Consider the following 12745-nt stretch of genomic DNA (forward strand, 5'->3'; position numbering starts at 1 on the left):
TTCTCGGCGCGTTCGGCCCACGGTGCGGCCGGTATCGTTTTCGGCGTCCGTGCCGCGTTTCTGGCAGCATCGTTGCCCGGTAGACATTGCCAGGCCGGACACCCCGAGCAAGCGTTCGAAACTGCTGTCGCACGAGGGCGTTATGACGAGCGGTCCGGATTTTCGATTGTTCTTTTCAGAGTCCCCTGGCTTTCGACCTGGCACGACGCTCGAACCCGCGGGAGTGAGCCTTCGCGAGGGTACGGCATTCGAGCCGGGATTCGATGACACGGCGCTGCCCCGACAAAGCGTGGCGCTCATGTTCGCGCTTTGTCTGCGCTACGGCGTCGAGCCTGCCGTTCGGTCGCATCCTCCGTCATTCAGTGCGGCGCAAAAGCAGCGCATCGTCGCACCAGCCCAAGTGCAAAAGACCGTGACGGTGCGCTTGGGCGACTCCACGCTGCTGTGCACAGCCACCGGCGATCCATTGCTGAGCCGCGATCTCATGCGCGAGGTGGCTGAACGGTTGGGGCTCGCTCGTGCCAGCGTCAAACGGCTGCATATCAATCCGCCCGGCTGCGATCCTTTGATCGAGTTCGGGATGGCGCCCGGAATGGTGTCGCCGTGGCTGCGTCCGGGGCGGCCGACATCGGTGCGCGCCGTCGTGCTGACCGGGGAGGCGGCGCCCGCTGCGACGGACGAGACCGCAGTGGCGCTTTCGTTGTCGTTGCGGCAAAGCCTTTTCGTTCCTGCGCGCATCGTGCCCGCGATGCTGCGAGACTATGCGGCGCGGGCCTATCCGCAAGTGGCATGGATCGATCTTCGGCGCGAAACGGCAGTGCCGTGAGGCGATCGGCGTCACTGACACCTGGCCGGCGGCATGGCGGGCGCCGCCGTTGTGCGCTTGCGGGTTGACCGCCGGGGCCCGCAGCGACGACTTCCGGGAAGCGAGGCACAGGACTTGCGCGGCAGTAAGAAACCCAACCAATCCATGGGAGAACTGCCATGCCTGAGAAGAAAACCCTCTCGCGTGCCCGTGCCGACAAGCGTGCGGGCAAAGCGCCGAGCACGCAGGCCGGCGAATTCGTGAAGGAAGAGATCGATCACGTGCGCGCCGGCAAGCATGGCGTGAAGTCGGCGAAGCAAGCGGTGGCCATTGGCCTGTCGAAGGCCCGCAGGGCGGGTGTGGACTTGAAGCCGCCGAAGAAGGGGGCGACCAGCGAGTCGACGCGCAAGAAGGCGCAGAAGGATCGCGAGGTGGGTCAAACCCCGGCCGCGGCGCGCAAGTCGGCCAGCAAGGAGACTACTGCCAAGCGTTCCCGCACGACGACGGCCGTGCTCAAACACGAGGGTAAAAAGAGCGCATCGCGCGGTGCACTTTCGGCGCAGGCCAAGTCCGCGGCGGCGAAGCGCCCGGCGGCAAGCCGCTCCGCCGCGGCCAAGAAGGCCGCCGCCACCAAGGGCGCGGCTGGCCGCAAAGCGGCCGCGAAAAAGGCCGCGCACACGCGCGCGGCACGCGCGCATCATTGAGCCTTCATCGGCAACGGGGAATGCTCATGAGTCGCGATACCGCCTATTCGAAAACACCGCCGACGCGCGGCGAAGTCGACGCCTTCGTCGGTCCGACGGTCCTGGAGTTCGGCACGGACTGGTGCGGCTACTGCGAGCGGGCGCAGCCGCTGATTGCCCAGTCGCTCCGGCCGCGCGCGCAGGTGCGCCATTTGAAGATCGAGGATGGCCCGGGCCGGCCGCTCGGCCGTTCATTCAAGGTAAAGCTTTGGCCCACGCTGATTTTCCTGCGGGACGGCGCCGAGGTCGCGCGCGTCGTGCGCCCGTCGGATGCCAGCGTCATCGAGGAAGCCGCTGAGCAAATCGATTGACGGCTGGTTGCACGTGCTCGGCGGCCACGTCGTCGAGCCGAACTGTTGTCCGCGTCCAGAGGCGTGAACCGGCGTTCAAGCATAGGCCTGAACCGCGTGGCGTGCGCCTTCGCGAAGGGCCGACAGCGCTCGAACGAGCGCATCCCGCAAGACGCGGTTGCCCGCGAGCGCTTCGGGAAACACCTCTCTGATGCCGAGCAAGGCGTCGGCGAGCGCTTCTGGCGTATTCGCCGCGGCCTGTGCGGCGTGCGTCAGCCGGGCAGCAAGCGGATCGCTGATCGCATACGGCGCACCATCGTCGCTTCGCCCTCGCAGGAACCGCATCCATGCCGCAACGGCAAGCGCGAGCCGCGGGAACGGCTGGCCGGCAGCCAGGCGCTCGGCGATGGGCCCAAGCAGACGAGGCGGAATCTTCTGGCTGCCGTCCATTGCGATCTGTGCGCAGCGGTGCTTGAGAGCCGGGTTCGCATAACGTTGAAGCAATGCGTCGCGATAAGCGTGCAGGTCGAGCGACGGCGGCACGCTCAGTGTCGGTGCAATTTCCTCGGTCATCATGGCGTGGATCAATTGGCGTATCGATTTCTCGCCGATCGCGGCATCGACCGTTTCGATGCCCGCGAGCATCGAGAGATAGGCGATCGTCGAATGCGTGCCGTTGAGCATGCGTAGCTTTGCGAGCTCGAACGGCGTCACGTCCTCGACCATTTGTACGCCCGCCTGCTCCCATGCGGGGCGCCCCCCCGGGAAACGGTCTTCGACCACCCATTGCCGAAACGGCTCGCAAGGCACCGGCATCAGATCGGTATAGCCGAGCGCCGCGGATGCCGATTCGCGATCCGCCTCAGTCGTCGCCGGTACGATCCGATCCACCATCGTCGAGGGAAACGATACGTTTCCGACGATCCAGTCCGCAATGGACGGATCCAGCGCCCGGGCGTAAGAGGCGACGGCCTGGCGCGTCGCTGCGCCGTTATGCGCTAGGTTGTCGCAACACAGCACCGTAAACGGATCGGCCATGCGGCGGCGCAGCGCGGCGACGAGTATGCCGGGAACCGTCGACGGCGCGTCGGGATGCGCCAAGTCATGGGCAATGTCAGGGCGCCCCAGATCCACATCGCCCGTTTCAGTGTCCCGGCAGTAACCTTTTTCGGTCACCGTCAGCGACACGATGCGGACACGCGGATCGGTGAGCCGCTCGAATAGCCGCGCGCGATCGTCGGGCAGCGCGAGCACTTCGCGAACGATGCGCGCAAGCGTGATGCGTTCGCCATCCGGGCCGCGCTCGATGACGCTATAGAGCCCTTGCTGGGCGGCGAGCGCATCGCGCTTGCCCGTATCCGCTTTCAATGTGACGCCGCAAATGCCCCAGTCCCCACCTGCGGCCACAACGGCCTGCTCCGTATAGAGCGCCTGATGGGCGCGATGAAAGTTGCCGATGCCCAAATGCACGATACCGATGTCGGGCTCGCGCCAGCCCGGCGATAGAAGGTGCGCTGTCAGCTCGGGCAGCGCGTGACGAGTCAGACGAGGAGCAGGGGTCATGAGGCGAATATCCGGGTTATCCCTTGGAGTCAATCAAACATACTTGTATGGTAGCATGAGCCAACATCGAAGCAGATGCAAGGACTCACCCTATGAAAATCGTTCGCGCGGATGTCATCGTCACCTGTCCCGGTCGAAATTTCGTCACATTGAAGATCGTCACGGACGAAGGCGTTCATGGCATCGGGGATGCGACGCTCAACGGCCGGGAGTTGGCGGTGGCGTCGTATCTGAAGGACCACGTCTGCCCGGCGCTCATCGGCCGCGATCCCGGGCGTATCGAAGACATCTGGCAGTTCCTCTACAAGGGCGCCTATTGGCGGCGCGGCCCGGTGACGATGACGGCGATCGCGGCCGTCGACGTGGCGCTGTGGGACATTCTCGGCAAAGTGTCGGGGCTGCCGCTTTACCGGTTGCTCGGCGGCGCTTCGCGCGAAGGCGTAATGGTGTACGGGCACGCGACGGGCACCGATATTTCGGAGGCGCTCGATCGATACGCCGAGCATATCGAGGCGGGCTACAAGGCGGTTCGCGTGCAATGCGGTGTGCCGAATATGCGCTCGGTCTACGGCGTGGCGAAAGGCGGGGGCGTCTATGAGCCGGCCACCAAAGGTGTCGTACAAGAGCACAGCTGGTCTTCGGAGAAATATCTGGATTTCGTACCGAAGCTTTTCGAGGCCGTGCGCGCGCGCTTCGGTTTCGATACGCATTTGCTGCACGACGTCCATCACCGCCTGACCCCTATCGAAGCGGCGCGCCTCGGTAAGGCCGTCGAACCGTACCGGCTTTTCTGGCTCGAGGATCCCACTCCAGCCGAAAACCAGGCCGGCTTTCGGCTGATTCGCCAGCACACCGTCACGCCCATTGCCGTAGGCGAGGTGTTCAACAGCATCTGGGACTGCAAGCAACTCATAGAAGAGCAGTTGATCGACTATATCCGTGCGACGTTGACGCATGCCGGCGGCATCACGCATCTGCGCCGCGTGGCGGACTTTGCCTCGCTTTATCAGGTGCGTACCGGCTGTCACGGCCCGTCCGATCTGTCACCCGTCTGCATGGGCGCGGCACTGCATTTCGACCTGTGGGTACCGAACTTCGGCGTACAGGAATACATGGGTTTTCCGCAAGCCGCGCTCGAAGTCTTCCCACACGCGTGGCGGTTCGAACGCGGCATGATGCACCCGGGCGAGGCGCCCGGGCATGGCGTCGATATCGACGAGGCGTTGGCCGCGCGCTATCCCTACGACCCGGCCTATCTTCCCGTCGCGCGACTCGAAGACGGCACCCTCTGGAACTGGTAAGGAGTCCTCTCAATGCTGGCAGCCGTGCTTCATGAGCCGAAGCTCATTCGTGTCGACGACATCGAACGTCCCGAACCCGGCCCGGGGCAGGTTCGCGTGCGCGTACGCGCGGGCGGCATCTGCGGATCGGACCTGTCCTACTACTTCAAAGGAAAGAGCGGAGACTTCGCCGTTCGAGAGCCGTTCATCCTCGGGCACGAGGTGTCGGGCGAAATCGACGCGCTCGGCCCGGGAGTGCCGGAATCGAGCGCGGCTGCCGGGGTCGCGGTGGGTCAGCGCGTCGCGGTCAATCCGGGGCTGACCTGCGGGCGCTGCCGCTATTGCGTGGCAGGCATGCCGAACCATTGTCTCGACATGCGCTTCATGGGCAGTGCTTCGACGTTCCCACATAGCCAGGGCATGTTCAGGCAGTACATCGTTGTTGCCGAGCATCAATGCGTGGCGGTACCCGAGACGCTCGATTTCGCGCAGGCGTCGATGGCCGAACCGCTCGCGGTGGCGCTGCATGCGATTCGCCGTGCCGGCTCGCTCGTCGGCGCGCAGGTGCTCGTCGTCGGGTGCGGTCCGATCGGCTGCCTGTTGCTGGCTACGGCGAGCCGTGCCGGCGCGCATCGGCTCGTGGCCATGGATCTTTCGAAGCGGGCCCTCGATATCGCGCGCGCAATGGGCGCCGATGAAACCGTCGATGCAGGCGATACGAACGTGGTATCGCGCTGGGCCGAGGCGCGCGGCACGTTCGACGTCGTCATCGAGGCGTCCGGCAGTCCCGCCGGGCTCGATACCGCGCTGCGCGCCGTGCGCGCGGGCGGCACCGTCGTTCAGGTGGGCAATCTGCCCGCCGGGCAGTCGCCGGTCGCGGCGAACCTCGTCATGTCCAAAGAGATTCGCTACACGGGCTCGTTCCGCTTTGCCGACGAATACGCCGTGGCGGCGCGGGAGATCGCGCAAGGCAAGCTCGACTTGCGGCCGCTGATGACGCATTCGTTCTCGCTATCGCAGGCCAATCATGCATTCGAGGTGGCGCACGATCGGTCGCAATCGATGAAGGTTCATCTGCAGTTCGATTGAGTTGACGCGATGCGAACGGGCGCTTCGTGCCGGTCTGCATTTGCATTTTCAGGTTTGTCGAACACGCCCGCAAAGAGGCGCGACAGCTTTGTATCGATGAAAGTCAGCGCTGACGCGCTAAGGAGACGCAATCATGTTCAAGAGCCAGCGATGGTACATCGTCGCCTTGTTTTTCCTGGCAGGCCTCGTCAACTACCTCGATCGCGCAGCGCTCTCGATCGCGGCGCCGTTGATTCAGCAAGACCTGCACTTCACGCATGCGCAGCTCGGCGTCGTGTTCAGCAGCTTTTTCGTGGGCTACGCCATTTTCAACTTCGTCGGCGGGGTGCTGTCGGACCGCTTCGGCGCGAAGCGCGTATTCGGCGCCGCCATGGCGATCTGGTCGATTTTCTGCGGTGCGACGGCACTTGCAACCGGCATCGCTTCGCTGATCGTGCTACGCGTGCTGTTCGGCATGGGCGAAGGGCCGTTCAGCTCGTCGAACAGCAAAATGGTCAACAACTGGTTCCCGAAGCGCGAAGTCGCCAGCGCAATCGGTGTCATCAGTTCCGGAACGCCGTTGGGCGGCGCGCTCGCAGGGCCTGTGGTCGGCTATCTTGCCGTGCGGTTCGGCTGGCGCTGGGCCTTCGTCGGCATCATGGTGCTCGGGCTGATATGGCTCGTCGCCTGGGTGACGACGACGACCGACGAGCCGCGCGATCATCCGCGCATTTCCCGCTCCGAGCTCGAGCTGATCGAGAGCGGGCAGCAACAGCGCGACACAAGTACCGCAGGCGCCATCGACGAGGAGTCCGCGCCGCTCACGCATTTTCTGCGGAAGCCGCTCGTGCTCGCCACGGCATGCGCGTTTTTCGCCTATAACTACGTGCTGTTTTTCTTCCTCTCGTGGTTCCCGACCTATCTGACCGAGGCGCATCACCTCAGTCTGCGCGACATGAGTATCGCAACGGTCATCCCGTGGCTGCTCGGAAGCGTCGGGCTTGCCTCGGGCGGCTTCATTTCCGACGCCATTCTCAAGGTCACGGGACGACCGCTGCTGTCGCGCCGGATCGTGCTCGGCGTATGCCTTGGCGCGTCGGCGCTGTGCGTCGCGCTCGCGGGTGGGGTCCAAAGCACATCGGGCGCCGTTGCGCTGATGTCGGTGTCGATTTTCTTTCTCTATGTGACGGGTTCCGTGTACTGGGCCGTGATCCAGGATACGGTGCCGCGCCGCCACGTGGGCGGTGTCGGCGGCTTCGTGCACTTTCTCGCCAATCTCGCCGGCGTTATCGGGCCGGCCGCGACGGGTTTCATCGTGCAAGCCGCGCACGGCTCGTACGCGAGTGCGTTCGTCCTGGCAGGCGGCATTGCGGTGGCAGGCGCCGTCTGCTCGATCGTGGGCATTCGCGAGCCGCGCCCAGCGGGCGTTCGGGTGGGACGCGCATGGTAGTATGGTGGGATATGAAAACCACGCTTTCCACCGCTTCGATTCCGCGTTCCGCCTCGCCGACCGGCCGGCCGGCACCCGTTGCAACGGTCAGGCGGCGCGGCGGGTTGGCCGCTGCACCGCGCACCGCGCTTCCCGACCTGGCCGCGCAGGTTTCGCTCGATTCCCATGAGCCGATCGGCGCACAGATTTTCCGGGCGTTGCGCCAGGCGATTTTCGTAGGGCAGATGGTCCCCGGCACGCCGTTGTCGGAAAAAGAGGTGTCGGATATGTTTCACGTATCGCGACAACCTGTGCGTGAAGCGTTCATCAAGCTCGCCGAGGCGGGCGTGTTGCAGGTATTGCCTCAGCGCGGTACGTTCGTGCGCAAGATTTCGCCGCGAAGGGTGCGCGAGGGGCGTTTCATTCGCGAGGCGATCGAGACCGCCGTGGCACGCAAGGCGGCAGAATCGATTACCGATGATCAACTGCTGCAGCTCGGCGAAAACCTTCGCGATCAGAAGCTCGCCGCAAAGGTGAACGACACCGCGCGATTCCTTGCGCTCGACGAGGCGTTTCATTATTCCATTGCGCAATCGATCGACTGTATCGCGGCTTGGGAAACGATTCAGGATATCAAGGCGCAAATGGACCGCGTGCGTTATCTGAGCCTGCCCGAGGTTTCACCGCTCGATTTGCTGATTCGCCAGCACGCGAAGATCGTGTCCGCGTTGCGCGCGCACGATCCCGCCGCGGCGGAGCAGGCGATGCGCGCACACTTGCGGGAAATCCTCGTTTCACTGGGCCCTGTCGCCGCTCGCAATCCCGATTGGTTCGACGCAGACGAGCCGGAGCGCGTATCGCTGTGCACCTGAGCACGGTGCATGCGACGAGATTGGATGCGTCATCGCACCCGCAGACGGTAGGACGAAATGGCCTGGGGCGGCAGATCGACGTGAAGCATATCGAGCAACTGCCCCATGCCTGAGAAGACCTTATAAGCGCTCGCCGTCTGAGCATACTGGCCGCTGATGTAATCGATGCGCGCGCTGTAGTACTCGCTTTCGGCGTTGAGCAGATCGAGCAGCGAGCGCTGCCCAATGCCGAATTGCAACCCATAGGCTTCGCGTGTGGACGCGCTCGAGCCTACGTACTGCGCGAGGACGGCGGTACGATCACGCGCGGTGCGGTAGGCGTTGAATGCAAGCGAGACAGTTTCCTGCACTTCGCGACGCGTATGGTCGCGTTGCTCCTCGGCTTCGCGAATCTGCGCTGCGGCTTCCCCGATTCGTGCCTTGTCGGCACCGCCACTGAAAATATTGAAGCGCAGCCGAAGCATGACGCGACGATCCGTGCTGGGGCCGAGCATGCTTTCGCGGTCATGCGCGGTGCTGACTTCGAGATCGAGGCGCGGCCATAGCGCTGACTTTGCGACGTTGTACTGGGCGCGCGCCTGGTCGACGTCCGCGTCGGCTCCGCCGAGCGAAGGATGGCGCGCCAACGCGGCATCCACAGCCAGTTGCTCGGTAGGCGGGATCGCCTCCTCCTGCGCGATGGGCTTCATCAGCGCCGCCGGCGGCACGCCGACCAGACGTGTGTACGCGATTTCCGCATCCTTCAGGCTGCTTTGCTCCGAGCGCAAGTTGTCGCTGGCCAACGCCAGACGAGTTTCAGCCTGATAGAGATCTGCGCGTCGTCCAACGCCACGATCGCTACGCAACTTGATCTGCTCGTAGATGCGGCGATGTGCCTCGATGTTGTCTTCGGCCGCGGCAGTTGTTTCTTTCCGGCGCAATACTTCGAGATAGGCACCCACGACGCGCAGCGCCACATCCTGTGCCGTCGCTGCCACTCCATAACCAGACGATTCGATGCGCGCCCTTTGGCGTGCGACTTCGCTTTTGACGCCCGCGCCGTCGAACAGCATTTGCGTCAACGTAACGTTGGCGGTGCGATGCGTGAAAGTAGTGCGATTCAAACCGAGTAGGCGCGTTTCGGTGTCGTCGCGTCGCTCCCGGCCGATGCCGGCATCGACATCGAGACGCGGCAAGTAGCCGGCTTGCGCTTGTTTCAGCGCTTGATCCGCTGCCTCGCGATGATAATCCGTGGCAAGCACTTCGGGATTGGTTGCGACGGCCTGTTCGACTGCCTCTTGAAGGGTCTGTGCGCAAGCGTCTGAAGCATCGACGGTTATCGCGGCCAGCAATAAAAGCATTGCAAGCCTTGGCCTATTTTTATTCATTGCGCATTTCCTGTAACCCCAAGACCGCTATCTCATGATGCCGAAGCAAAAAATACCGCCCCCGGTGCTTCGGCATCATTCGACGATTTATATTGCTTGAGATACGTTGCGCTTTCAATCAGGAGAATCCCGTTAAGCGGATTCCGACACGGGTTCTTCCGATATCTCCGTTAATACTCCTGGACATGCGGCAAGGCCGGCGCAATATACGTGACCAGCGTGCCGCCGCTCTGGTCTTGCGCGAGCTGGAACCCTCCACTGGACAGATTGCCTTGCATCGCAACCTGAGCTGTGTGGACGCCATCGCTGACGGTCAGCGTGCCACCTGTTCCCGCATCGTTTGCCGTGAAGCTGAGCGTCGTGTGGTCGCTATAAAGTACGTCTGCCAGGTCCAGCTTGTCGCCGGTCGTAAAGCCCGAGACGGAACCGCTGAAGCTTTCGGCGCGATCGAGCTGGAGCGTGCCGGCTGCGCCGTCCGAAAACGCGGTATTGGTTGCCGAGGCGCCACCGAATTCCAGTGTTGCCGCACCGCTGATCGTGGCGGCCCCGTTTCCGGTCACGTCGCCGTGTATCGTCAGGTTTGCGCCATTGGCCCAGAGGTTTCCTGTATTCAGTACGGCACCGTCGACCACGAGACCGCCCGCCCCAGTCGCTTCGAGCGTGCCCGTATTGCTGACGGTGTTACTGCCGGTATCGATCACCAACGCATGCGTGCCGTTGGCGACGATCGTGCCACCGTTCGTCAGCGTCAGTTGGCCGGCGCCGATTTGGCCCGCGCCTGCGATCGTATTGTCGACGTTGACGAGCGCCGCATCGGCTGCGCCCCCAAAGATGATGTTGTGACTGTCGTCGGAAAGCTGAACCTGGCCGCCGCCTTCGAGCGTTACATTTTTGACGAGGACTTCGAGGTTCGTTTCGTCGCCGGTCGAAGCAAGTAAGATCGTCCCGGTATTCTCGATGGTTCCGCCGATGGGCAGCATGGCGCCATCGTTGATCGTCAGGATGCCTGTATTGGTAGTCACGGGCTCTTGATCGAACACGAAGTTGCTGGCTGTCAGGTCCGCCGAATGCACGCCGTCGACCGTAATGCTTTGGCCGGCACCGAGTGTGATGACTGCGTTGCCATTGGCGTCATCGGTCATGTGTGACTGTACATCGCTGAAGCTCCCCATGCCGGCAAATCCGACCAGATCGATTTTGTCGGCTCCAACATCAAGGTTATGCAGCGTATCGTTACCTATCGGTTGCGCGAAGACGAAGAGGTCGCTCGCGCTCGAGCCGCTCAGGTGGTCATAGCCAGACCAAGCGAAAATGGGGGCGTTGGCCGCGTAGGCTTCGACGTTGTCTGAGACAGTGAGCGACGAGTGGCTGCCGTCGGCGTTGGTCCAGTTCTCCGTTACGTTCAGTACCGTTGCGCCAGTGAAAGACGCGGGGGGCGTAACGGAGAGTCCGCTCAGATCGTGTGTCGACACGAGCCAGGAGCCGTTGCCGAGGTCGGTCCCGGCGCTGAGTTTCCAGTCGGCCGGCATGCCGGAGATCGTTACCGTGAGATCGGCTGCGCCGTTCGATGGATCCGCCAATGCCAGATTGATGTCAGATCCGGCGATTCCGGCAGGAGCTGTGTGTTGCAGTGATCGCGTATTGCCCGCGAGGTCCCACTCGGTCACCGTAACGGAGTCCTTGTTCAGATTGAGAGTCTGGTTCGAAAAGCTCCACGTTCCCGGGCTTTGCTGTGTTGCCAGATAGTCGACACCCGTCGAATTGTCGTGAATCGTGACCTTCCAGACATTCGATGTGTCGGTGGTGGCTGTCAGTGTGTGCCCGCTGTACTGCCAGGTCAGCGTGGAGGGCGCCGTGGTGTCCAGTGTGAAGTTCAATGCGGTGGCGGCCGAAGTGTTGCCGGCGACGTCTACTTGACGCACCTGCAGCGAGTTCGGGCCTTCGGCGGCGGTAAAGGTGGTCGTCCAATGAGCACCGTTATCGGTGCTGTACTGTACGGTGGCGCCGGTCTCGATACCGCTCAGATTCAGTGTGCCGACGTTGGTGATGTGGTCGGTCGTGCTGCTGCCGGAATCGGTGGCAAGGGTCACGCCCGGGGCAGCGGCCGTCGTATCGAGGGTAAAGCTGAAACTCGTGGCGCTGGAGACATTCCCGGCTACATCGGTTTGGCGCACTTCGACGCTGTTCGACCCTTCGACGGCAGTAAAACTGGTGCTCCAGCTTTGGCCACCATCGGTGGAGTACTGTACGGCGGCGCCGTTCTCGACACCGCTCAGATTGAGCGTGCCGATGTTGGTGATGTGATCGCTCGTGCTGCTGCCGGAGTCGGTGGTAAGCGCCACGCCCGGCGCGGCCACCGCTGTATCGAGCGTGAAGCTGAAGCTGGTGGCGTTGGAGACATTGCCGGCAGCATCGGTCTGGCGCACCTCGACAGAATTCAGCCCCTCAACCGCACTGAAACTGCTGGTCCAATGAGCGCCGTTATCGGTGGAGTACTGTACGGTGGCGCCGTTTTCGATACCGCTGAGGTTGAGCGTGCCGATGTTTGTGATGTGGTCGGTCGCGCTGCTGCCGGAGTCGGTGGCAAGGCTCACGCCCGGGGCGGCAGCCGCTGTATCGAGGGTGAAGCTGAAGGTCGTGGCGTTCGAGACGTTGCCCGCAACATCGGTTTGGCGCACCTCGACGCTGTTCGTGCCTTCGGTGGCGGTGAAACTGGTGCTCCAGCTTTGACCGCCATCGGTGGAGTATTCGACCATAGCGCCGTTCTCGACACCGGTGAGGTTCAGTGTGCCGACGTTGGTAATGTGATCCGAGCCACTGCCGCCGGAGTCGGTGGCAAGCGTCACGCTTGGGGCGGCAGCCGTCGTATCGAGGGTGAAGCTGAAGCTCGTGGCGTTGGAGACATTCCCCGCTACATCAGTTTGACGAACTTCGACGCTGTTCGTGCCTTCGACGGCGGTGAAACTGGTGCTCCAGCTTTGACCGCCATCAGTCGAATATTCGACGGCGGCGCCGTTCTCGACACCGCTCAGATTCAGTGTGCCGACGTTGGTGATGTGATCCGAGGTGTTGCTGCCGGAATCGGTGGCAAGCGTCACGCCCGGGGCGGCGGCGGTTGTATCGAGGGTGAAGCTGAAGCTCGTGGCGTTCGAGACGTTGCCGGCCACATCGGTTTGGCGCACCTCGGCACTGTTCGCGCCTTCGGTGGCGGTAAAGCTGCTGCTCCAGCTCTGACCGCCATCGGTGGAGTACTGTACCGTAGCGCCGGTTTCGACACCGGTGAGGTTCAGTGTGCCGACGTTGGTGACGTGGTCGGTTGTGCTGCTGC

The 12745-nt window shown here is 63.2% G+C and carries 10 protein-coding genes; 7 read left to right on the forward strand and 3 right to left on the reverse strand.

Annotation, left to right across the window (positions count from 1 at the left end):
* Positions 1 to 142 precede the first annotated feature (142 nt).
* The 3 genes from VGL01_RS08910 to VGL01_RS08920 all read left to right on the forward strand — a co-directional run bounded on the left by VGL01_RS08910 (position 143) and on the right by VGL01_RS08920 (position 1859).
* The gene (locus VGL01_RS08910; RefSeq protein ID WP_331568494.1) at positions 143 to 826 is read left to right on the forward strand and encodes a hypothetical protein; all 684 of its coding nucleotides are present in this window, start codon (positions 143 to 145) and stop codon (positions 824 to 826) included.
* A 158-nt stretch (positions 827 to 984) separates the two neighbouring features.
* Positions 985 to 1509: a DUF6496 domain-containing protein gene (locus VGL01_RS08915; RefSeq protein ID WP_331568495.1), complete on the forward strand. Its 525-nt coding sequence runs from the start codon at positions 985 to 987 to the stop codon at positions 1507 to 1509.
* Positions 1510 to 1535: 26 nt separating this feature from the next.
* Positions 1536 to 1859 carry a thioredoxin family protein gene (locus VGL01_RS08920; protein ID WP_331568496.1) on the forward strand — a complete coding sequence of 108 codons (324 nt, stop codon included), beginning with the start codon at positions 1536 to 1538 and terminating at the stop codon, positions 1857 to 1859.
* 75 nt (positions 1860 to 1934) lie between these two features.
* Here VGL01_RS08920 and VGL01_RS08925 read toward each other — a convergent pair whose 3' ends face one another.
* A complete protein-coding gene (locus VGL01_RS08925; RefSeq protein ID WP_331568497.1) occupies positions 1935 to 3401 on the reverse strand; it encodes a mannitol dehydrogenase family protein in 1467 nt (488 codons plus the stop codon).
* Between the two features lie 92 nt (positions 3402 to 3493).
* On the opposite strand from VGL01_RS08925, the gene manD reads away from it, so the two are divergent.
* The 4 genes from manD to VGL01_RS08945 all read left to right on the forward strand — a co-directional run bounded on the left by manD (position 3494) and on the right by VGL01_RS08945 (position 8050).
* Entirely contained in the window at positions 3494 to 4702 is a 1209-nt protein-coding gene (manD, locus tag VGL01_RS08930; protein ID WP_331568498.1) for a D-mannonate dehydratase ManD, read from the forward strand.
* Positions 4703 to 4714: 12 nt separating this feature from the next.
* Complete coding sequence (locus VGL01_RS08935; RefSeq protein ID WP_331568499.1) at positions 4715 to 5770, forward strand: L-idonate 5-dehydrogenase; 1056 nt, start codon at positions 4715 to 4717, stop codon at positions 5768 to 5770.
* A 133-nt stretch (positions 5771 to 5903) separates the two neighbouring features.
* A complete protein-coding gene (locus VGL01_RS08940; RefSeq protein ID WP_331568500.1) occupies positions 5904 to 7199 on the forward strand; it encodes an MFS transporter in 1296 nt (431 codons plus the stop codon).
* Between the two features lie 11 nt (positions 7200 to 7210).
* On the forward strand, positions 7211 to 8050 hold the full coding sequence (locus VGL01_RS08945) for a GntR family transcriptional regulator (RefSeq protein WP_331568501.1): 840 nt from the start codon (positions 7211 to 7213) through the stop codon (positions 8048 to 8050).
* Between the two features lie 29 nt (positions 8051 to 8079).
* On the opposite strand, the gene VGL01_RS08950 is transcribed toward VGL01_RS08945, so the two are convergent.
* Positions 8080 to 9417, reverse strand: a complete 1338-nt coding sequence (locus VGL01_RS08950; protein ID WP_331568502.1) for a TolC family outer membrane protein — start codon at positions 9415 to 9417, stop codon at positions 8080 to 8082.
* Positions 9418 to 9587: 170 nt separating this feature from the next.
* A partial coding sequence (locus VGL01_RS08955; protein WP_331568503.1) for a beta strand repeat-containing protein occupies positions 9588 to 12745 on the reverse strand: 3158 nt, incomplete at its 5' end.

It is taken from the genome of Trinickia sp. (assembly GCF_036503415.1).
Taxonomy (GTDB): domain Bacteria; phylum Pseudomonadota; class Gammaproteobacteria; order Burkholderiales; family Burkholderiaceae; genus Trinickia.